Annotated in this window: 20 protein-coding genes and 2 tRNA genes; 11 read left to right on the top strand and 11 right to left on the bottom strand. The window is 62.7% G+C overall.

Annotation, left to right across the window (positions count from 1 at the left end; all coding sequences use genetic code 11):
• Positions 1-26 precede the first annotated feature (26 nt).
• Both ACODS4_RS13015 and ACODS4_RS13010 read left to right on the top strand, forming a co-directional pair.
• Positions 27-779 (top strand): competence/damage-inducible protein A, encoded by a 753-nt coding sequence (locus ACODS4_RS13015; RefSeq protein WP_488864233.1) that lies wholly within the window; start codon positions 27-29, stop codon positions 777-779.
• An 82-nt stretch (positions 780-861) separates the two neighbouring features.
• Positions 862-1,107: a hypothetical protein gene (locus tag ACODS4_RS13010; RefSeq protein WP_488864231.1), complete on the top strand. Its 246-nt coding sequence runs from the start codon at positions 862-864 to the stop codon at positions 1,105-1,107.
• 16 nt (positions 1,108-1,123) lie between these two features.
• Here the strand turns inward: ACODS4_RS13010 and ACODS4_RS13005 are convergent, their stop codons facing one another.
• Positions 1,124-1,297, bottom strand: coding sequence for a hypothetical protein (locus ACODS4_RS13005; protein WP_488864229.1), 174 nt, complete (start codon positions 1,295-1,297; stop codon positions 1,124-1,126).
• 175 nt (positions 1,298-1,472) lie between these two features.
• Between ACODS4_RS13005 and ACODS4_RS13000 the strand changes: the two genes are divergently transcribed.
• Positions 1,473-1,557: transfer RNA gene (locus ACODS4_RS13000), tRNA-Leu, on the top strand.
• A gap of 16 nt (positions 1,558-1,573) precedes the next feature.
• On the opposite strand, the gene ACODS4_RS12995 is transcribed toward ACODS4_RS13000, so the two are convergent.
• Positions 1,574-1,933: a carboxymuconolactone decarboxylase family protein gene (locus ACODS4_RS12995; protein WP_488864227.1), complete on the bottom strand. Its 360-nt coding sequence runs from the start codon at positions 1,931-1,933 to the stop codon at positions 1,574-1,576.
• A gap of 248 nt (positions 1,934-2,181) precedes the next feature.
• Positions 2,182-2,266, bottom strand: a tRNA-Leu gene (locus tag ACODS4_RS12990).
• 207 nt (positions 2,267-2,473) lie between these two features.
• Here ACODS4_RS12990 and ACODS4_RS12985 point away from each other — a divergent pair.
• Together ACODS4_RS12985 and ACODS4_RS12980 are read left to right on the top strand one after the other, a co-directional pair.
• Entirely contained in the window at positions 2,474-3,001 is a 528-nt protein-coding gene (locus tag ACODS4_RS12985) for a disulfide bond formation protein B (protein WP_488864225.1), read from the top strand.
• A gap of 35 nt (positions 3,002-3,036) precedes the next feature.
• Positions 3,037-3,576 carry a demethoxyubiquinone hydroxylase family protein gene (locus ACODS4_RS12980; protein WP_488864378.1) on the top strand — a complete coding sequence of 180 codons (540 nt, stop codon included), beginning with the start codon at positions 3,037-3,039 and terminating at the stop codon, positions 3,574-3,576.
• 27 nt (positions 3,577-3,603) lie between these two features.
• On the opposite strand, the gene ACODS4_RS12975 is transcribed toward ACODS4_RS12980, so the two are convergent.
• A complete protein-coding gene (locus ACODS4_RS12975) occupies positions 3,604-4,167 on the bottom strand; it encodes an HNH endonuclease (protein WP_119830147.1) in 564 nt (187 codons plus the stop codon).
• A gap of 213 nt (positions 4,168-4,380) precedes the next feature.
• Between ACODS4_RS12975 and gluQRS the strand changes: the two genes are divergently transcribed.
• On the top strand, positions 4,381-5,226 hold the full coding sequence (gene gluQRS / locus ACODS4_RS12970; RefSeq protein WP_488864223.1) for a tRNA glutamyl-Q(34) synthetase GluQRS: 846 nt from the start codon (positions 4,381-4,383) through the stop codon (positions 5,224-5,226).
• Between the two features lies 1 nt (position 5,227).
• Here gluQRS and ACODS4_RS12965 read toward each other — a convergent pair whose 3' ends face one another.
• Positions 5,228-5,596 (bottom strand): hypothetical protein, encoded by a 369-nt coding sequence (locus ACODS4_RS12965; protein ID WP_488864221.1) that lies wholly within the window; start codon positions 5,594-5,596, stop codon positions 5,228-5,230.
• A gap of 56 nt (positions 5,597-5,652) precedes the next feature.
• Positions 5,653-6,498: an NUDIX hydrolase gene (locus tag ACODS4_RS12960; RefSeq protein ID WP_488864219.1), complete on the bottom strand. Its 846-nt coding sequence runs from the start codon at positions 6,496-6,498 to the stop codon at positions 5,653-5,655.
• Between the two features lie 149 nt (positions 6,499-6,647).
• Here ACODS4_RS12960 and ACODS4_RS12955 point away from each other — a divergent pair, with 149 nt between their 5' ends.
• From ACODS4_RS12955 to ACODS4_RS12935, 5 genes are all read left to right on the top strand, one after another.
• Positions 6,648-7,052 carry a response regulator gene (locus tag ACODS4_RS12955; RefSeq protein ID WP_488864217.1) on the top strand — a complete coding sequence of 135 codons (405 nt, stop codon included), beginning with the start codon at positions 6,648-6,650 and terminating at the stop codon, positions 7,050-7,052.
• Positions 7,053-7,832: 780 nt separating this feature from the next.
• Complete coding sequence (locus ACODS4_RS12950; RefSeq protein ID WP_488864215.1) at positions 7,833-9,779, top strand: PrkA family serine protein kinase; 1,947 nt, start codon at positions 7,833-7,835, stop codon at positions 9,777-9,779.
• Between the two features lie 102 nt (positions 9,780-9,881).
• A complete protein-coding gene (locus ACODS4_RS12945; protein ID WP_488864213.1) occupies positions 9,882-11,174 on the top strand; it encodes a YeaH/YhbH family protein in 1,293 nt (430 codons plus the stop codon).
• A 71-nt stretch (positions 11,175-11,245) separates the two neighbouring features.
• A complete protein-coding gene (locus tag ACODS4_RS12940; RefSeq protein ID WP_488864211.1) occupies positions 11,246-12,799 on the top strand; it encodes a SpoVR family protein in 1,554 nt (517 codons plus the stop codon).
• 97 nt (positions 12,800-12,896) lie between these two features.
• Entirely contained in the window at positions 12,897-13,616 is a 720-nt protein-coding gene (locus ACODS4_RS12935; protein ID WP_488864210.1) for a trimeric intracellular cation channel family protein, read from the top strand.
• 28 nt (positions 13,617-13,644) lie between these two features.
• On the opposite strand, the gene ACODS4_RS12930 is transcribed toward ACODS4_RS12935, so the two are convergent.
• From ACODS4_RS12930 to ACODS4_RS12910, 5 genes are all read right to left on the bottom strand, one after another.
• Positions 13,645-15,135 carry a methyl-accepting chemotaxis protein gene (locus tag ACODS4_RS12930; RefSeq protein ID WP_488864208.1) on the bottom strand — a complete coding sequence of 497 codons (1,491 nt, stop codon included), beginning with the start codon at positions 15,133-15,135 and terminating at the stop codon, positions 13,645-13,647.
• 709 nt (positions 15,136-15,844) lie between these two features.
• A complete protein-coding gene (nifK, locus tag ACODS4_RS12925; protein ID WP_488864206.1) occupies positions 15,845-17,404 on the bottom strand; it encodes a nitrogenase molybdenum-iron protein subunit beta in 1,560 nt (519 codons plus the stop codon).
• A 31-nt stretch (positions 17,405-17,435) separates the two neighbouring features.
• A complete protein-coding gene (gene nifD, locus ACODS4_RS12920; RefSeq protein ID WP_488864204.1) occupies positions 17,436-18,875 on the bottom strand; it encodes a nitrogenase molybdenum-iron protein alpha chain in 1,440 nt (479 codons plus the stop codon).
• Positions 18,876-19,066: 191 nt separating this feature from the next.
• On the bottom strand, positions 19,067-19,966 hold the full coding sequence (nifH, locus tag ACODS4_RS12915) for a nitrogenase iron protein (RefSeq protein WP_488864202.1): 900 nt from the start codon (positions 19,964-19,966) through the stop codon (positions 19,067-19,069).
• 138 nt (positions 19,967-20,104) lie between these two features.
• Entirely contained in the window at positions 20,105-21,502 is a 1,398-nt protein-coding gene (locus ACODS4_RS12910) for a hypothetical protein (RefSeq protein WP_488864200.1), read from the bottom strand.
• Positions 21,503-21,591: the final 89 nt, after the last annotated feature.

Raw genomic sequence — 21,591 nt, 5'->3', positions numbered from 1 at the left:
CTCATGTCACACCGGAGAGAGTTTCGATGAACCCCACCGCCGCCGTCCTCGTCATCGGCAATGAAATCCTGTCGGGTCGGACCAAGGACGCCAACCTTGGCCACATCGCCGAAACCCTGTCGGGAATCGGTGTCCGCCTGCGCGAGGCCCGCGTCGTGCCGGACGTCGAGGAGGAGGTCGTCGCGGCGGTGAACGCGCTGCGCGCCCGGTATGATTACGTTTTCACTACCGGCGGCATCGGGCCGACCCACGACGACATCACGTCCGCCTGTGTCGCCAAGGCGTTCGGCGTCGCGTTGGAACGCAACCCGGAGGCCGTGGCCCGGCTGGAGCGCCATTACGCCGCCGGTCAGTTGAACGAGGCGCGGCTGCGCATGGCCAACATCCCGGCGGGCGGAATCCTGATCGACAACCCGATCAGCCAGGCGCCGGGCTTCCAAATCGGCAACGTCTTCGTCATGGCCGGGGTGCCGAACATCATGCGGGCCATGCTGGACGGGGTGCTGCCGCGTCTGGTCGGCGGGCCGGAGCTGCACGCCCGCACCGTGGCTTGCGAGTTGGGGGAGGGCGTCATCGCCGCCGACCTCAGCGCCCTGCAAGACCGTCATCCGAATCTGGAGATCGGGAGCTATCCCTATTTCCGCTCCGGCTATTTCGGCGTCAGCCTGGTGCTGCGCGGAACCGACGAGGCGGAGGTGATCGCCGCCGCCGACGCGTTGGCCGAGATCGTCCGCCGCCTGGGCGGAACCCCGAACGTGACCGTTGGAACCAAGGGATGATTCGCGCGGGGCGGGTTGTCCGCCCCGACATCCAACCTATCTTGTTGTTGACGCAAGGGCCGCCGCTGTGACGCATCGCGCCATGAAACCATTTGAAAAAACCGCCATCCTTTTCCTGCTGCGCCATCTGGTCGCGGGCCTCGCCGGGGCCGTGGTTCTGGCCAGCGGGTTGCTGTGGTTCGACGTCGCCCATTTGGCGACGCTGATCGGCAACAGCGATTACGCGGTGGAGGCGGTCGTCATGCTGTACGCCAGCCTGATGTTGACCTTTGGCAGCGTTTCCATGGGAATCGGCATCATGGCGCTGAACGAAGACACGCGACTCTGAACGGCGCGCGCGTCCTTTAGAAGCCGAACGGCCCGAAGCGTTCATACCCCCAGACCAGGGCGACGATCACCGCCAACCACAGCGCGGCGTTGCGAAGAACCACGCCCCGGTTGTGGCGCAGCGCGCCGGGGACGACCAGGATGGCGACCATCGCCAACGCGGTCAGCGACAGCCAATCGACCGTTTCCATACGAAATGCCCATGCCCAGGGTTGCAACCCCACTCATATGGGAATGATCGTCGGGATGCGCAGGGGGGCTTGACCCAACCCCCGGCAATTGTCTAAGTCATGACGACGGGACGGCGCGTTGCATGCATCTGTATTCAACCCCGGCGGGCAGCGGCCCGGTGATCCGTGGATAGGCGCGGGCGTGGCGAAACTGGTAGACGCTAGGGACTTAAAATCCCTCGCCGTTAGGCATGCGGGTTCGAGTCCCGCCGCCCGCACCATCTTCAGGCTTTGGCGTCAGGGCGCATCCTTGGTTTTGGCCGCGAACTGGTCGAAGGCTTCGACCGCTTGGGCGGCGTACATCACCGACGGGCCGGCGCCCATATAGATGGCCATGCCCATCGTTTCCATCACCTCGTCGCGGCTGGCCCCTTGCTTCAGGGCGGCTTCGGCGTGGAAGGCGACGCAGCCGTCGCAGCGGATGGCGACGGCGATGCCCAGCGCGATCAACTCCTTGGTTTTGGTGTCGAGCGCGTTGGCTTTCAGCGCGGCTTGCGCCATGCCGGAAAAGGCCTTCATCACCTCGGGCGCGCCGCCGCGCAGATCGCGGATGGCGCCGGACAACTCACCCGCCATTTGCGGCCAATTCTTGTGCATGAACCATCATCCTTCTGTGATCGGCGGAGAGGCCGCCTTGCGGTCTTGCTGGGTTATAAATTAGTGATTTCTAATTAATTGGTCAAGGGCGGAGCGCGCCTTGCCTCGCCACGAGTCTGGCCGTTTTGCGCGGTGATGCGATGAGGGATGATTGAAAGAGGCCCAAAACGCCAAACGGCCCGCCATCGACCAACCCCATGGGGCCAGTCGGCGAAGCCGTTTCGACCAAACGATCATTCAGAAGAAGGTGGTGCGGGCGGTCGGAATCGAACCGACACTCCTTTCGGAACCGGATTTTGAGTCCGGCGCGTCTACCAGTTCCACCACGCCCGCAACGGCGCTCCTTCTAGCGCACTCGCGGGAAAACGCAAAGGGTAAATTTGCGCGGAAAACAGCGCATGCGCGATTTTTGAGTGAGGCGACGATGGCGCGCGCCGATCTATTCCCTGACGTCGGCGGCGACCCAGCCATGCCGGTGAGCGGGGCGCGCGCGTCGCGGATCGCTGGCCGAACGGGCCGCCGCGCGCTACTCTGTCGGGCATGAAGACGATCCCTCACTCCCTTGACGATCCGCGCCTTCCGACGATCTTGCTGGCGCTGGCCAGCGTCGGCGTGTTGGCCTCGGCGTTGTTCTTTCAGTTCGTGCTGGATTACCAGCCTTGCGTGCTGTGCGTCATGCAGCGCTGGCCCTATGTGGCGGTGGTGGTGTTTTCCATCGCCGCGCTGGTCTTCCGCCAATGGAAGGGGCTGGGCGACGCTCTGCTGGTGGCGAGCGGGCTGGCCCTGCTGGCCGGATCGGGCATCGCCGCCTATCACGTCGGGGTGGAGCAGCATTGGTGGGCCGGAACCTCGTCCTGCGGCGGCGCGGCGATGGCGAATTCGCTGGAGGCGTTGCGCGCCCAGGTGATGGCCGCCCCCGTCACCCGCTGCGACGAAGTGGCGTGGTCGCTGTTCGGGGTTTCCATGGCGGGCTACAACGTGGTCATCTCGCTGGGGCTGGCCGTGTTCGCCTTCGTCGCGGCCCGCGTCGCCTACACCCGCACCCCGGTGTCGAGGACCGCATTGTGACCGAATCCACCACGCTGAACTCCCCCGCTTCCCGTATGGTTGGGTCGCTGCCCGGCGATCCGACGCCGCGCCAGCGGCTGGCCCGCATGGTCCGCGTCGATCACGCCGGGGAATATGGGGCCAAGCGCATTTACGAAGGGCAGATTTCCGTTCTGGGCAAGGGGCGGCACGGCAAGACGCTGCGCCACATGGCCGACCAGGAGCTGGTGCATCTGCACTATTTTGAAAAGCAGCTCAACGCCCGCAAGGTGCGCCCGACGTTGCTGCAACCGCTGTGGCATCTCACCGGCTTTCTGCTGGGCGCGGGCACGGCGCTGTTGGGCGAGCGCGCGGCGATGGCCTGCACCGTCGCCGTCGAAGAGGTGATCGAGGGCCATTACGAGGAGCAATTGAAGCATCTCGGCCCCGACGAAGCGGAACTGGCCGACAGCATCCGCGTGTTCCAGGCCGAAGAGGTCGAGCACCGCGACATCGGTCTCGCCAACGAGGCCGAACAGGCCCCGGCCTATCCCGTCCTGTCCGCCGCGATCAAGGCCGGAACCAAGGCCGTCATCTGGGTGGCCGAGCGGGTGTGACGCGGAGCGCGCGCCCAGCCCGACCACTCACAACGGATCGAGTTCGGTGTCCCAATAAAGAAAATCCCGCCAACTTTCGTGAAGGAAGTTTGGCGGGAAGGCTCGTCCGTTTTCTTGCAGTTCGTGCGCGCTGGGCTGGAAGGGCGGACTGAGCGGAACCATGCCGCAAACCTGCGGCATCTGGTTTCCCTTGGCCAGATTGCAGGCGGAACAGGAGGTGATGACGTTCTGCCAGGTCGTCCGCCCGCCGCGCGAACGCGGGATCACATGGTCGAAGGTCAATTCGTGGGTCGGGAAGGGACGCCCGCAATATTGGCAGGTGAATCGGTCGCGCAGGAACACGTTGAAGCGGGTGAAGGCGGGGCGGCGGCTTGCCGGAACAAATTCTTTTAAGGAAATGACACTGGGCAGGCGGAATTCGGAGTTGGGGGAGCGCACCACGCGGTCATAGTGCGAGACGATGTTCACCCGCTCCAGAAACACCGCCTTGACCGTTTCCTGCCAGGACCACAGCGACAAGGGGAAGTAGCTGAGCGGACGGAAATCCGCGTTCAGCACCAGAGCCGGACAATGATTGGGTGGTGGAACCAACGGCCACTCCCTCCTCACAGGATCCCAGCCTTGCGGGATCTTAAGGTCTGCTCTGCCCCGCCGTCGCCGAATCGCTGCGCCAGGACCATCACAGATATAGTGGATTGAGCAGGGTGGCACAACACGCTGGGGTGTTGTCGGCGACAAACTTCACGGGCGTGTAACCTTTTTGTCCCTATGGGCATCGCGGCGACGGCTGGGTATAAACCGGGCATGAGCGCTCCCGTCACCCGCTTCGCCCCCAGCCCCACCGGGCATCTGCATCTGGGCCACGCCCATTCCGCCCTGTTCGGTTGGACGGCGGCGCGGTCAGCGGGCGGGCGGTTTCTGCTGCGCATTGAGGACATCGACCCCAACCGCTGCCGCCCGGCCTTCGAGCGCGACCTGATCGAGGATCTGGCGTGGCTTGGCCTGGATTGGGATGGGCCGCCGCGCCGCCAGTCCGAGCATCTGGAGGAATACCGCGCCGGGCTGGCGCGGTTGCAGGCGATGGGCGTGGTTTACCCCTGTTTCTGCACCCGGAAAGACATCGCCGCCGAGATCGCGCGCGCTGGCGCGGCCCCGCACGGCCCCGACGGGCCGCTCTATCCCGGAACCTGCCGGGCGCTGTCCGACGACCAACGGGCGGCGCGGATGGCGGCGGGGGAAAGCTGGGCGTGGCGGCTCGACGTGGCGCAGGCGCAAAAGCTTGCCGGGCCGCTGCGCTGGCACGACCGCGCCGAAGGCTGGCAGGAGGCGACCCCGGCGCTGCTGGGCGACGTGGTGCTGGCGCGCAAGGACACGCCGACCAGCTATCATCTCAGCGTCACGCTGGACGACCATCGGCAGGGGGTGACGCTGGTGACGCGGGGCGTCGATCTGTTTTTCGCCACCCATCTGCACCGGCTGTTGCAGGCGCTGTTTGGTTTCGATCCGCCCGACCACCACCATCATCCGCTGCTGCGCAACGCGGCGGGCGAGCGGTTGGCCAAGCGTGACCGGGCGCAATCCCTGCGCTCCCTGCGCGAGGAGGGCCACAGCCCGGCGGCGGTGCGGGCGATGGCCGGATTTTCCATGTAAATCACGGGCTGGATTTTTCAGTCAGTCCTTTAATCGTGCCGACATCGACCTCAACATATTTGTAATTGTATGCGTCAAGGCATTCTTTGAATTTCTCAGGGGCGGAAAGATTGCTTGTGGCAATTAAATTCCGTAGGCAGGCGAGTCCATCAGCTTTTTTTGTGGCGCGATAGCCGGGTTGAAGCCAAGCGATTGTTGAAAGCAATACGGCGATTAAGGCGGAAACCAGTCTTTTCGGTTTGTCTTTTTCAGGAAATCCAGCGGCCAGCACTGCTGGAAGCAATATTGATAAAAATCCTGTAATATAATAAAAAGACGACCAAAAAAGCCATCCATTATACCAGTTTGATAAAATTTCCTCAGTGTTCATAGGGGGCTCCGAATCATGAGGATCGTCGTGTAACCCACTTTCATAGACTTATTCCTCTAAAGGCTATCAATAATCTCCAAGTAGTCTGGTTCATTCTCGGAGGTCAAATAGCCATGACGGATCAGGAAATCAACGATTACAAGGGTTACGTTGAATTTCCAATTTAATGTTTCTCGCACGGACTCCGCAACCCAATCAAGCGACCGCAGCGCAAAGGATTCAACCTCGCCATCGGTGTTGACCGGCGTGACGCCGTTGGGAAGCTCCAGATCATACAGGAACAGGCGGTCGCGCTTCAGTCCTTCGGGGGTTTCCAGGCAATAGCGCAGGGCGCCGACCGGCGTGGCGCGACGAACCAGCGCGGCGTCCAGGCCCGCCTCCTCCTGCGCCTCTTTCAGCAGATTGTCGGCCAGCGACAGGCCGATGGGCTGGCCGCCCGCCACCATGTTGTCGTATTGGCCGGGCGCGATGGCGCGGTCGCGGGCGCGGGTGGCGATCCACAGCGACAGGCCGCCGTCCTCGCCGCGCACAAAACCGTTGACGTGCAGTCCATAGGATTCCGTGCCGAAGACCGCCGCCGCCGCGCGGTCCAATTGGGCCAGCGGCGGAACGCCCCAACCCGTTCCCACCGGATAATGCTCGCCGCGCAGCGGAGCAATGACGCCTTGCCCCGCCAATCGCCGGGCGGCGCGGTCGAGCAGGGCGGAGCGCGCGGCGAAACCGACGACCTCCGGGGCCATGGTCAATCGGCGTGGCGTGGTGACGAAGCCGGGCAGGGCGGCGGCCAGATCCTCGGCCAACGCGTGGCGAATCCAACCCAACGACTGCCCATCCAGCTCAAAGCGGCGGAATCCGGACAGGTCATGCGCGTTGCAGGCGCGGATGTGGTCAAGGAAGCTCATGCCTGATCTAACCGCAGGGGACCCGGTCGCGCAACGGTTTGGCGATGATGCGATCTTTCCTTGCGAATCGCTTGCATGAATAAAAGTGCCATCGTACACACAAATTCGCAGGCGGCGCGCAAACGATCCGCTGTGGAAAGGGCGACGGCATGGCGGCGGGTGATGCGTTGAACGGTGTGTCGGTGCTGGTGATTGAAGACGAATCCTTCACGCGCATGGTTCTGGTCCGCATGTTGACCGGCTTGGGCGTGGCGGTGGTTCATCAGGCGGCCGATGGTGAAAGCGGTCTGGCCGCCGTGGAGGCTCACGCGCCGGATTTGATCCTGTGCGACGTTGAAATGCAGCCGATGGACGGTTTTGGTTTCGTCCGCAGTCTGCGCGGCAGTTCGGATCCGCGCCGCCGCGCGCTTCCCGTCGTGTTCATGACCAACAGGGCCGATCAGGATCGTTTGGCCGAGGCGGAGGCCAGCGGCGCCGACGCGATTCTGGCGAAGCCCGCCACGCCGGACACCCTGCGCCGCGTGTTGAGCGAGCGCCTGTCTGTCAGCAACTGAGCGCTGAAGCGTTTCGGGGCGGGGGTGCAGCATTTTTTTTGCCACCCTGTGGCAAGACGGCCAATCCATTGATTTTCAATATTTTTAACGGCTGTTGACGAGGGGTTTGCGGAGCCTGCGCCCCACCGTCCCGCAATTTCCAGCTTGGCGGGTTGGGAATTGAGCCGCACCATTCATTCAAGGGCAGGCCTCGCGCAGGCCCACTCGTTTTGGGCAAACTCTTGCATCGTCATGGTAATGACGTGGTGATCGGGATAAGCCGCAGCGGGAAAGCGAGTTTTTGTTAATCATTGCAGCGCAGAGTCAGGTGTAACCACAGCGACACAGTCGGTTTTGCGGGACAACAACCTTGAGGGGGGCTATGGCGTGAACACGGGCGCCCAGTCGATCCGCGCCGGGCAACATGTTCTGACTGGATGGGCGTTTGACGACGCCGCCGGTCAATTCCGTGACACACACCAAAACCTCGCCAATTCGGGTTTTCCGCAACCACAGGCCGTGGCGCGCAGGATCTCTTGCCGTATTGCGGCCCGTCTCCTGGAATCGGGCGGGCTTCGCCATAGATTAAGATTTTGGGGGAACCCCGCAGGCTTGGGTCATCGCCGGGCCGGGATGGTTCTCCATCGGATCACGGCGCCGACTTCTTCCGGTGAGCGGGGCGCGGCCCACAGCGCCCCGTGTTGCCTCTTGGCTTGTTCCATGGACTGCGGCGAAAGCCGCCAGGGCCGTTCGGGTTCACCGACGGCTTGACGCATCGGATCAGATAAGACGGAGCGACCAATGTTCCCGGCTGACGAACTGTTCACGCGCTACGCGCAATCCTATGAAGGTCGCCGCGAGACCGAGATGTCCCTGACGGACTATCTCCAGATCTGCCGCGACGATCCCATGGCCTACGCGACGGCGGCCGAGCGGCTGCTGTCGGCGATTGGCGAACCGGAGGTGGTCGACACCGCCCGCGACCCCCGGTTGGGCAAGATCTTCATGAACCGAACCATCAAGATCTACCCGGCCTTCTCCGAATTCTACGGCATGGAGGAGACGATCGAACGCATCGTCGGTTTCTTCCGCCACGCCGCCCAGGGTTTGGAGGAGCGCAAGCAGATTCTGTATCTGCTGGGTCCGGTCGGCGGCGGCAAATCCTCTCTGGCCGAGCGTTTGAAGACGCTGATGGAGAAATGCCCGATCTATGTCCTGAAGGCGGGGAAGGAGATCAGCCCGATCTTTGAAAGCCCGCTTGGCCTGTTCAGCCCCGAGGACATGGGCGAGGCGCTGGAAGACCGCTTCAACATCCCGCGCCGCCGCCTGACCGGGCTGATGAGTCCGTGGGCGGTCAAGCGGCTGGACGAGTTCGGCGGCGACATCTCGCGCTTCAAGGTGGTCAAGCTGCACCCCAGCAAGCTGCGCCAGATCGGCGTGACCAAGACCGAACCGGGCGACGAGAACAACCAGGACATCTCCTCGCTGGTCGGCAAGGTGGACATCCGCAAGCTGGAGATTTTCAGCCAGAACGACCCCGACGCCTACAGCTTTTCCGGCGGCCTGAACCGGGCGACCCAGGGGTTGCTGGAGTTCGTCGAGATGTTCAAGGCGCCGATCAAGATGCTGCACCCGTTGCTGACGGCGACGCAGGAAAGCAACTATGTCGGGTCGGAAAACATCGGCGCCATCCCCTTTCAGGGCGTCATCCTCGCCCACTCCAACGAGGCGGAGTGGCAGACCTTCAAGAACAACAAGAACAACGAAGCCTTCATCGACCGGATTTGCGTCATCAAGGTGCCTTACTGCCTGCGCGTGCAGGAAGAGCAGAAGATCTACGACAAGCTGGTGCAAAGCTCCGATCTGGCCACCGCGCCCTGCGCGCCCTCGACGTTGGAAATGCTGGCCCGCTTCTCGGTGCTGTCGCGGCTGCGCGAGCATCCGAATTCCAGCTATTATTCCAAAATGCGGGTTTATGACGGCGAAAGCGTGAAGGAAACCGACCCCAAAGCCAAATCCATGCAGGAGTACAAGGATCAGGCCGGGGTGGACGAAGGCATGGGCGGGATCTCCACCCGCTTCGCCTTCAAGGTTCTCGCCTCCACCTTCAACTATGATTCCACCGAGATTTCCGCCGATCCTGTGCATCTGATGTATGTGCTGGAGCAGTCGATCAAGCGTGAGCAGTTTCCGGAGGAGATGGAGAAGAAATACATCGAGTTCATCAAGGCGGATTTGGCGCCGCGCTACGCCGAATTCATCGGCAACGAAATCCAGAAAGCCTATCTGGAAAGCTATTCGGACTACGGCCAGAATCTGTTCGACCGCTATGTCGATTACGCCGACGCCTGGATCGAGGATCAGGATTTCAAGGATCCCGACACCGGCCAGTTGATGAACCGCGAGCTGTTGAATCAGGAGCTGACCAAGATCGAGAAGCCCGCCGGAATCGCCAATCCCAAGGACTTCCGCAACGAGGTGGTCAAATTCGCCCTGCGGGCGCGGGCGGCCAATTCCGGGCGCAACCCGTCCTGGACGTCCTATGAGAAGATCCGCGAGGTGATCGAAAAGCGGATGTTCAGCCAGGTCGAGGATCTGCTGCCGGTCATCAGCTTCGGCTCGAAGAAAGACGGCGAGACGGAGAAGAAGCACACCGAGTTCGTGTCCCGCATGACCTCGCGCGGTTACACCGAACGGCAGGTGCGCCGTCTGGTCGAATGGTACATGCGGGTCAAGCAGGCGGGGTGAGCGTTTGCGGGATCGCGGCGGGGTGGGGCTGTGCGCCGCCCCGCCGCCCCCCACATAGGAACAAGGGTGCGTGAAGCAACGGGTGGGAGGGCCAGTCCCTTGATGAACATCATCGACCGTCGCCTGAACCCGCAGGGCAAGAGTCTGGCCAACCGCCAGCGTTTCTTGCGGCGTGCGAAGGAGCAAGTGGTCAAGGCGGTGCGCGACGCTTCGGGCAAGCGCGGCATCACGGACATCGAAAATGGCGAGAAGGTGACGATCGCCGCCGGCGGCGTGCGCGAACCCTCCTTCCACCGCTCCGGCTCCGGCGGCGTGCGCGATTACGTCGTTCCCGGCAACAAGGAGTATGTCGAGGGCGACACCATCCAGCGCCCGGACGGCGGCGGCGGTGGGCGCGGCAACGAGGGCAGCGCCGACGGCGAGGGCGAGGATGATTTCCGTTTCGTCCTGTCGCGCGACGAGTTTCTCGACATCTTCCTGGAGGATTTGGAGCTTCCCGATCTGGTGAAGCAAAAGGTCAAGCAGACGGAATCGCACACGCTGACGCGGGCCGGTTATTCGGTGTCGGGATCGCCTGCCAATCTCAGCCTGGTGCGGACCATGCGGAACAGCCTGTCCCGCCGCATCGCCCTGCGCCGCCCCAAACCCGCCGAAATCCAGGAGCTTCAGGCTCTGCTGAAGGAGGCCGAGGAGGCGGGCGAGGATCTGGAGCAGATCCAGGCGCTGCGCGAGCAGTTGGAGCGGCAGATCCTGCGCTCCAAACGCATTCCCTTCATCGACCCCATCGACGTCCGTTACAACCGCTTTGATTCGGTGCCGAAGCCGATCGCCCAGGCGGTGATGTTCTGCCTGATGGACGTGTCCGGGTCGATGACCGAGCATATGAAGGATCTGGCCAAGCGCTTCTTCATGCTGCTGTTCCTGTTCCTGAAACGCCGTTATGGGGCGGTGGACATCGTGTTCATCCGCCACACCCACGAGGCCAAAGAAGTGGACGAGGAAACCTTCTTCTATTCGGCGGAAACCGGCGGCACCGTGGTGTCCACCGCGCTGGAGGAAATGCGCAAGGTGATCGCGGACCGCTATCCGGCGCAGGATTGGAACATCTACGCCGCGCAGGCGTCGGACGGCGACAACATGTCGTCGGACAACGCCAAATCGGCAGGGCTGCTGCGTGACGCCATCCTGCCGCTCTGCCAGTATTTCGCCTACATCGAGGTGGCGGCGGAGCACAATATGGGGTTGTCGGCGCTGGGCCGCGAGACGGAGCTGTGGCGGACCTACAAGCAGGTTCAGGGGCCGGATCGTCCGTTGGCCATGCGGCGGGTGCGCTCGCGCCGCGAGATCTTCCCGGTCTTCCGCGACCTCTTCGCCCGCGACAAGGTCGGAGCCTGACGCGCGGCGCCATCCGCCTGGAGCATCATCGCCTGAACGTCATCCGTGCTGAACACGGAGGAGGGTCGAGAATGACGGCTGTCATCACCAAACCGGACGCGCTGCTCTATGACGGCGTCGATTGGGATTACGACAAGGTCAAGCGCGTCTACGACGCCATCGAACACATCGCCTTGAAGGAGATGGGCCTCGACGTCTACCCCAACCAGATCGAGGTCATCACCGCCGAACAGATGCTGGACGCCTATTCGTCCATCGGCATGCCGCTGATGTACAAGCATTGGTCGTTCGGCAAGCATTTCGCCCGCGACGAGATGCTGTACCGCAAGGGCTATCGCGGTCTGGCCTATGAGATCGTCATCAACTCCAGCCCCTGCATCAGCTACATCATGGAAGAAAACACCATGACGATGCAGACGCTGGTGATCGCCCACGCCGCCTTCGGCCACAATCATTTTTTCAAGAACAACCAACTGTTCCAGCAATGGACGGACGCGGAAGGCATCCTCGACTATCTGGAATTCGCCAAGGCTTACATCAGCCAGTGCGAGGAGCGTTACGGCTACGCGGCGGTGGAGCGGGTGCTCGACGCCGCCCACGCGCTGATGAGCCAGGGCGTCCACAAATACCCGAAAAAGCGCACGCTCGATCTGCGGCTGGAGCAGAAGCGGGAGCGCGAGCGGCAGGAGTATCAGGAGCAAACCTTCAACGACCTCTGGCGCACGGTCCCCAAACCCGTCGCCGGTCAGCGCGCGCCCAAATCGGTGTCGGAGCGCAAGAAAATGCTGGGGCTGCCGGAGGAGAACATCCTCTATTTCCTGGAAAAGAAGGCGCCGCGTCTGGAGCATTGGCAGCGCGAGCTGCTGCGCATCGTCCGTCACATCGCGCAATATTTCTACCCGCAGAAACAGACCAAGGTGATGAACGAGGGCTGCGCAAGCTTCACCCATTACCAGATCATGACCCGCCTGCACGAAACCGGGCAGATCAGCGAAGGGGCGTTTCTGGAGTTCCTGCACTCCCACACCTCGGTGGTGTTCCAGCCGGAGTTTGACGACAAGCGGTTCTCCGGTCTGAACCCCTACGCGCTGGGCTTCGCCATGATGCAGGACATCGTTCGCATCGCTGAAAAACCGACCGATGAGGACCGGCAATGGTTCCCCGATCTGGCCGGGCGGGGCGACGGCATGGCGGCGGTGCGCGAGGCCTGGGCCAATTTCCGCGACGAGAGCTTCATCCTGCAATATCTCAGCCCGCATCTGATGCGGAAGCTGAAGCTGTTCAGCGTGCACGACGACGCCGAAGACCCCTATCTGCTGGTCGATCACATCCACAACGAACGCGGCTACCGCTCCATCCGCAAGATGCTGGCGCGGCAGTATGATTTGGGCTTCCTGGAACCGGACATCCAGATCGTCGACGTCGATCTGGCGGGCGACCGCAAGCTGATCCTGCACCACCGCGTCACCAACGGCGTCTTGCTGGACGAAAGCGACGCCAAGGCGGTGCTGCGCCACATCGCCAACCTCTGGGGTTACGAGGTGCAGTTGGTCGAGGTGTCGTCGGTGTCCGAAGCCATCTTGAAGGAACACGCGGTGACGGCCCCCAGCGGCGTCGCTGGATAGGAGCGCCGAGGAGGTCAATCATCGCAAGCGCTTGACGCGCCGCCGAAAAACCCGGCAAGTCCCATGGACATTCCGTCTTGAGGGAGAGCGTGCCGCGATGGGGGCGTCAGCGTCGTTTGGCGAGGTGGTCAACGCGCCATGGTTTCTGTTCCTTGACCTGATAGGAACCGTGGCCTTCGCCCTGTCGGGGATCACCATCGCGCGGGCGGAGCGCTATTCGATCTTCGGCGCCTTGGTGCTGGCGTGGCTGCCCGCGCTGGGCGGCAGTCTGGTGATGGATGTGATCGCGGGGCGCAATCCGCCGGGCATCTTGGCGCAACCGGCTTACATGTATGCGATCATCACGACGGTGCTGGCGGTCCGCGCCGGGTTGTGGCTGATTGATTTGGCGCGCGGGCGCTGGCTGTTCTTTTTCGACATTGTGCGCTGGTATCTGCATGTGGCGCGGCGTTTGAAACCGACGACTTTGCTGGTGGTGTTCGACGCCGTGGGGTTGGCGGGCTTCACCGTGACCGGCGTGTTCACCGCCATTCAGTTCAACTGCCATCCGCTGGAATTGTGGGGGCCGACCTTCGCGATGATGAACGCCAGCTTGGGAGCTATTCTGCGCGACGTGGTGCGGGCGGACGCCCACAACCCGATCCTGAAAGGCAGCCTCTACGCCGAAATCGCCGTGATCGCGGGCTTGGCTCTGTCGTTGCTGGCGCTGCACGCGCCGGGCTGGGTGGTTCGCTATGGCGTGGCGGCGGTGATGGTCGGGGTGCCTGTCATGCGGGTGTGGCTGTACAGTCGGGAGGTGCGCGCGCCGATGTTCTGAACGGCGCGCGCCTGTCCCGGATTATCGCTCAGCGCGCCAGAACATGGGCGGCCTCTTTGGTTTGGGCGACCGCGTTGGAGACCTGGGTGATCGCCGAACTGATCGAGCCGATGTTCTGATCGACGGCGCCGACGGAGGCCGAGGCGCTTTGCATGTTGAGGGACATGTCGGCGGTGACGGCGCTCTGCTCCTCCACCGCGCCGGCGGTGACGGTGACGAACTCCCGCAGATTGGTCATGGCCTGCCGGATCGTGCCCAGCGACGCCACCACGTCGGTTGACACGTTTTGCATGCCGTCGATTTCCTTGGAGATCTGGGCGGTGGCGTTGGCCGATTGGTTGGCGAGGTTTTTCACCTCGGTGGCGACCACGGCGAATCCCCGGCCCGCTTCACCGGCGCGCGCGGCTTCGATGGTGGCGTTCAGCGCCAGCAAATTGATCTGCCCGGCGATGGAGCGGATCAGATCGACGATGCCGCCCATCGCCTTGGCGACTTCGGTCAGCCGCCCGGCCGCCCGGTCGGCGTTTTCGGTTTCGCGATAGGCGGTGTCGGCGGCCTGTTGGGAACGCGCCATGCTGTCGGCGATTTCCTTGGCCGACGCCGCCAATTCCTCGGCGCTGGCGGCCACCGTCTGCACGGTGGATTGGGTGAGGCCCGACGCGTTGGACGCCTCGTTGGCCTGATGGCGGGCGGCGTCCAGCGCCCCTTCGATTTCCGCGAAGTTGGTGTCGATCATCCGCTTCAACTGGTCGAGCAGAGCGATCTGGGCGGTGATGTCGGTGGCGAATTTGACAACTTTGCAAGGCCTGCCGTTCAGGTCAAGGATCGGGTTGTAGGACGCCTGAATCCAGACGATCTTGCCGTTCTTGCCGATCCGCTTGTACTGGGCGGCCTGAAATTCGCCGCGATTGAGCGTTGCCCAGAACTGGCGGTAGGCCGCGCCGTCACGCTCCGCCGGATCGACGAACATGCTGTGATGGCGCCCCTGAATCTCGTCGAGGCGGTAGCCGAGCACGCTCAGAAAATTTTCGTTCGCTGTGATGACCGTGCCGTCCAGTTTGAATTCGATGACCGCCTGGGATTTTTGAACGGCGTTCACCGTACCCAACAGATCAGCGTGTTCGGTTTGCCGTTTGGTCACGTCGGAGGCGAATTTGACGACCTTGATGACCTGGCCCGCTTTGTCGAGGATCGGGTTGTAGGACGCTTCAAGCCAGATTTCTTTGCCGCTCTTGTCGATGCGCTTGAACAGCCCGGCCTGGAACTCGCCACGCTTCAGCCGGTTCCAGAAATCGCGGTAATCCTGGCTGTCGCGGACGCTTGGCTCCATGAACAGGCTGTGATGCTTGCCCTGAATCTCCGTCAACGCGTAACCCATGGCGTTGAGGAAATTTTGGTTGGCGGTCAGGACCGTGCCGTCCGGCTTGAATTCGATCACCGCTTGGGACCGATCCAACGCGGACAGGGTGGATTGAGCGTCGGAGGCGGCGCCCGTCACTGATTTGATGAATCCGAACATGGCGCTTATCACTCCTCTTCGCCAAAGCATCGCTTGTGTTCTTAATGTCCGTCCATAAAATCATATGAAGAGGCTTGGCGCAATCAGGTTAAGCACTAATATCAATTGATAGATATATTCTCATTTTGAGAGGCAATTTGCAAAATGAGAGGAAAAGTAAGAATCGTTTGATGATGTTTGCGTTGTTGTCTTTAGGGTTTGTTCTGCATCAACAGTGTTGTGATTGAGGAATCCCATTGTGGATGTTCGGGGAAATTGTTCCCGCATTGCAAAACACGCGACGCTCTGGACGGAAGCGGTTGTTTCGTATCAGAGCGAGAGGGCGTGCGTTGGGCTGGGGCTGGGGCTGGGGCTGGGGCTGGGGTTGGGCGAAGCGTGGCGCGTCTTGATTTTCGCGATGAATCGATGGCGCCGCCAACCTACCCGGTGCTGGTGGTCAGCATGGAGATGCGCGCGGATCCGGGGGGGCGAAACCCGCGCCTGCTGCTGCGCGTCGCGCCCGTTCTGGGCGGGCGTGGGGTGGTGTCAACCCAGTTGCCGCCGATGCCGGTTCATCTGACCAGTCAGGGTTGGGCCGAACAGGCGCGCGCCTCGCCGCCACGCAAAAAGACCGGAGAGCGCCGTTCAACGGGCGCCCCCCGGTTTTCAGCAGGGAACCGGCGGGATCAAGGGGATGGACGCCCCGTCCCGCCGGGAGGACAACAAGCGATCAGCGGATCAGGTCGAACGAGTAATCGGTCTCGCCCACGATGTTGGTGTTGGCGTCGATGTCCTCGAAGATCCGATCCAGGATGCGGACCAGAACGTTCAGCGCGCCCTGATAGCCCCAGGTCGGGTAGCGGTGGTGGTGGTGACGGTCGAAGATCGGGTAGGTCAGGCGGATGAGCGGCACCTTGGTGTCACGCTCCAGATATTTGCCGTAGCTGTTGCCGATGATGTAATCGACCTTGTCGGTGAAGATCAGCGACCGCAGGTGCCACAGATCCTTGCCGCCATGGGCGGCGCCCGACGCGCCGAAGGGCGAGGCGTCCAGAGCCTTCTGGACCTGCTTTTCCCACTTCTTCGAGCCGGAGGTGGACAGGATGTGCACCGGCTCCGCGCCCAGTTCCAGCAGGAAGCGGGTCATGCCCAGGCAGAAATCGGGGTCGCCATAGACCGCGAAGCGCTTGCCGTGCATGTGGGTGTGGCTGTCGGCGATGGCGTCGACCAGACGACCGCGCTCCAGACGCAGGGAGTCCGGCACCGGCTTGCCCGACAGTTCGGCGAGCTTCATCAGCAGCTCGTCGGTGGCGGTGACGCCCATCGGGTAGTTGAACTTGGCGACGTCCTGGCCCTTTTCCTTGATGAACTGCAAGGTCTGGGGCGTGTTGTATTCCTGCATCGAGATCGTGGCCTTGGAATGAACCGCCGCCTTCACGTCTTCGATCTTCGTCCCGCCGTCATACATGCGGTATTCGCCATCCATCGGGGTGTCGAAATTGTCCGACACGTCCGACAGGATTTGCAGGTTGATGCCGAACTGACCGGCGATCTTCTTCAGTTCCCGGTTGTTGCCGACGGCGAAACCGTCAAAGCCGGGGATCAGGTTGATCGTCTCGTTCTTCGGCGTGTCGTACTGCTCCGACGCGCCCCAGAAATAGGTCAGAACGCCCTTAATCATGTTGTCGTAGCCGACGATGTGGCTGCCGACGAAGGCCGGGGTGTGGGCGAACGGCACCGGAAAATCTTCCGGGACGCTGTCCTTTTTCTTCGCGTTGGCGATGAAGCCCTGGAGATCGTCGCCGATGACTTCGGCCATGCAGGTGGTCAGCACGGCGATCATCTTCGGCTTGTACAGCGAATAGGCGTTGGCCAAGCCGTCGATCATGTTGTTCAGGCCGCCGAACACCGCCGCGTCTTCCGTCATCGACGAGGAGACCGCCGAATTCGGTTCCTTGAAATGGCGGGTCAGATGGGTGCGGTAATAGGCGACGCAACCTTGCGAGCCATGGACCAGCGGCAAGGTGCCTTCAAAGCCCTGGGCGGCGAACATCGCGCCGATCGGCTGGCACGCCTTCGTCGGGTTGATGACGACGGCCTCGCGGGCGAAGTTCTTCGCCTTGTATTCTTCCGTCTTGGTCCATTCGGACACCCGGGCGACCTCGGCGTCGGAATGGCCGTATTCAAACTCGGCCTTCTTGCGCTCGAACATCGCCTTGTATTCAGGCTGACGGAAGAGCGTGTAGTGATCGAGAACCTTGTCGGCGCTCTGCGAAACGTTATCGGTCATCGTCAATGTTTCCTTTTCCAGAGGCCGTTGGTCAGAACGGGGCCTTCATCACGCCCCAGACGGGGTTGTTGATGGCCAGATCCATGTCGCGCGCGAAAATCGCGAAGCCGTCATAGCCGTGATACGGACCCGAATAGTCCCAGGAGTGCATCTGGCGGAACGGCAGGCCCATCTTCTGGAAAACGTATTTTTCCTTGATGCCCGAAGCGACGAGATCGGGACGCAGCGCCTCGACGAACTTCTCCAGCTCGAACGCGGTCACGTCGTCGTAAATCAGTGTGCCTTCTTTGACGTAATGTTGGGTGCGCTGGTAATCGTCGTTGTGGGCGAATTCGTAGCCCGTGCCGACGACCTCCATGCCGAGATCGTGGTAGGCGTCAACGACGTGGCGCGGACGCAGACCGCCGACATACAGCATCACCTTCTTGCCTTCCAGGCGGGTGCGGTATTTGGCGATGACCGCGTCCACCATCGGCTGGTAACGGGCGATGACCGCCTCGGCCTTTTCCTTGATGCTGTCGTCGAACAGCGCGGCGATCTTGCGCAGGGATTCGGCGATCTGGCTCGGCCCGAAGAAGTTGTATTCCATCCAAGGAATGTTGTACTTCTCTTCCATGTGACGCGCGATGTAGTTCATCGAGCGGTAGCAGTGGATGAGGTTGACCTTGGCCTTGGGGGTGTTCTCCAACTCGGCCAGCGTGCCGTCGCCCGACCATTGCGAGATCACCCGCAGGCCCATCTCTTCCAGCAGAATGCGCGAGGACCAGGCGTCGCCGCCGATGTTGTAGTCGCCGATGATGGTGACGTCATACGGGGTGGAGACGAAATCGGCCTTCGGAGTCGTCTTTTCAAACACCCAGTCGCGGATCGTGTCGTTGGCGATGTGGTGGCCCAGCGACTGGGACACGCCACGGAAGCCTTCGCAACGCACCGGGATGACCGGCTTGCCGATTTCCGCCGACTTGACGCGGGCGACCGCCTCGATGTCGTCGCCGATCAGACCGATCGGGCATTCCGACTGGATCGAGATGCCGTTGACCAGCGGGAACAGGTCGTTGATTTCCTCGATGACCTTGTGCAGCTTCTTGTCGCCGCCGAACACAATGTCCTTCTCCTGGAAATCCGAGGTGAAGTGCATGGTGCCCCAGCTATCGATGCCGGTGTCGCCGATGTAGTAGTTGCGGCGGCCCGACCACGAGTAATAGCCGCAGCCGACCGGGCCGTGGGAGATGTGGATCATGTCCTTGATCGGACCCCACACCACGCCCTTGGAACCGGCGTAGGCGCAACCACGGATGGTCATGACGCCGGGGATCGACTTGACGTTCGACTTGACGCCGCAATCCTTGGCTTCGGCTTCCAGCACGTTGATGTGCTTGGCGCGACGCTTGCGGGTCTTTTCGGGATAGGCCTCGAGGACGTCGTTGACCAGCGCCTTGACGTCGACAGTGGTGTTCTCGGACAGGCTCATAGCGCCCAGCCTCCTGCATTGATTCAGCGCGCCCTACAGCGCGGGACCGACCTGTCCCTCCCTCGCGGACGCCCTTTTAGGGAAAAGGGGCGATGTCGTGGCGGGGCTGGGGAGCAGGGTCAGTGTTCAGGCGGCGCCCCGCCCGAAGGCGGGGCTGCCGGTACTCAAGCACTCAAGAAACAGCCCTGAGATCAGGCGCTGGCGCCAGCGGCGGCGGCCTTGGCGGCCAGTTCGGCCAACTGCTGCTCTTCGGACTTCATGATGCCGAAGTCCATCAGCATCTCTTCCAGCTCTTCCATCGTGATCGGGGTCGGGATGGTGCCCTGGCCCGAGTTGTTGTGGATCTTGCTGGCGAGCTGCCGGTATTCCTCGGCCTGCTTGCTGTCCGGGGCGTATTCGATGACCGTCATGCGGCGCAGCTCGGCGTGCTGGACGATGTTGTCGCGCGGCACGAAGTGGATCAGCTTGGAACCGAGACGCTTGGCCAACGCGTCGGCCAGATCCCATTCCTTGTCCGTCTGACGCTCGTTGCAGATCAGGCCGCCGAGGCGGACGCCGCCGCTGTGGGCGTACTTCAGAATGCCCTTGGCGATGTTGTTGGCGGCGTAGAGCGCCATCATCTCGCCGGACATGACGATGTAGATTTCCTGGGCCTTGTTTTCACGGATGGGCATGGCGAAACCGCCGCACACCACGTCGCCCAGCACGTCGTAGGACACATAATCCACGTCGTCGTAGGCGCCGTTTTCTTCCAGGAAGTTGATCGAGGTGATGACGCCGCGACCGGCGCAGCCAACCCCCGGCTCCGGGCCGCCCGACTCGACGCACTTGATGTTCTTGTAGCCGATCTTCAGAACGTCTTCGAGTTCCAGATCCTCGACCGAACCCGCTTCGGCGGCCAGATGCAGGACGGTGTCCTGGGCCTTTGCGTGCAGGATCAGGCGGGTCGAGTCCGCCTTCGGGTCGCAGCCGACGATCAGGATCTTCTGACCGAGATCGACCAGGGCGGCCAAGGTGTTCTGCGAGGTGGTGGACTTGCCGATACCGCCCTTGCCGTAAAAGGCGATCTGACGCAGAGGCGCTTTGCTCATGGAATGTCGCTCCTGTGCTGGGGTCGTGGGTGCTGGGATTTCGGGGCGGTCTGTCTCGTGACCGCTTCGGATATCCAGGACTGCACGCGCCGTGCCAGAGCGAAGAAAAATTTTAAACTATTGATATAATTAAATTTATTAAGGGTAAGCCGTGTCGGACCCCTTTGTCGGGTATGTCACAGCCCCGACAAAGCCCGACATTTTGTCCGGTCTTTCACCCGAAGCCTGTCCGTCCTGCGCCAACGCCTGTTCGGCGAGCAGCAGGCGCAGGGCCAAATCCTCGACCACGTCATCCTGTTCCATGTCGTAGAGCAGTTGCGCGATCATGCGCCCGCGCGTCAGCAGGCGGCGGGCCTTGTCCCGGTCGGGCGGGCGGGCCAGCAGGGTGGCGATCAGATGATCGCCGACGCTTTGGGCGGCGTCGGCGCTGCGGGCGATCAGGCGGCCTTTCAGCGTGTCCACCGTGGCCGGGCGTCCGTCATGGGTCAGATCGGCGCAGAAATGATGAAGGCTGCGCAATTGGCGCAGCATCGCGGCGAACAGCAGATCGTCGAGGTCGCCGCCCGCCGCCGCCTTTTCGACAAGATCGAACAATGTGTCGGAAAGACGCCACGCCGCCGTCAGCCAATCATTCATCGCCTTGCGGTCGGCGGGTTCCACGAAGGGGCCGCTTTCCTCCTTGGTCTCGCCCTGGTCGTCCAGGTTGCGCAGAGCGATGACGATCAGCCCGTCGGCCTGGGCCAGCGTGGCGAGGCTGGCGTGCAGCGCCCGCAAACCCCGGTCGGCGGAAAAGCCGTCGATGGCCTCCGTCGCCCGGCGCAGGGCGAAACGGGCGAGGCGGCGCGCCTGATAGACGGACTCGTTCAAGGCGCTGGTCGCCCCCAGCGCCTCCAGCACCATGCGCCGCACCTCAAAGCGCAACAGCGCGCGGGCGAGCCGGTCGATGCCGCCGACGTCGATCGGCGCGGTTTCGCGCGTCACGCGGTCGGCGGTGGCCCGCGCGTCGGCCTCCACCGCCGCGACGACGGCCATCAGATGACCACGCCCGCCGCCGCGCATCCGCCCGACCAGCGCCCGCATCGCCTCGGCCAGATCAACGGCGCTGGGCAGGCTGTCTTCGCGCAGGGTGTGGTTTTTCACCAGCCGGTCGATCAGATGATCGCGCACGCCGGGCAGCAACACGTCGGTGATGATTTGCCCGATGGAGCGCAACAGCGCGTCGTGCATCCGCCCCTGCGGCTGGCCGACCATGCCCGCCAGCGGATTCAACGGCTTTGGCGTCAGCCGGGGGCGGTGCGGCTCCAGCAACGCCAGCACGTCGTCCGCGCGCAGCGGGGTGATGACGCCGCGCAACAGCGTGTTCAGGCGCAGGATGACGCGGGCCTCGACGATGGCGCGCGGCGGCTGGTCGGGTTGGGATGGGGCGGGCGGGGGGGCTGCGGGCGCAAGGATGGCGGGCGCAAGGGCGGGGTTGACGGGCCGCGCCGTCCCGCGCCGTTTCTGGGACTCATCGTATTTGGTGGGCCAAAAGGCCATGTGCGTTTCACCGGAAAGACAGAGTCGCACCATCAACTATGGGCAGCGAGTCTCTCCGGTTCAAACGGATATTTTTGTGACCTGTTGGG

Source organism: Azospirillum sp. FG154 (assembly GCF_057809575.1).
Note: the sequence above shows the minus strand (reverse complement) of the source record. Positions and strands in the feature narration are given on the sequence as shown.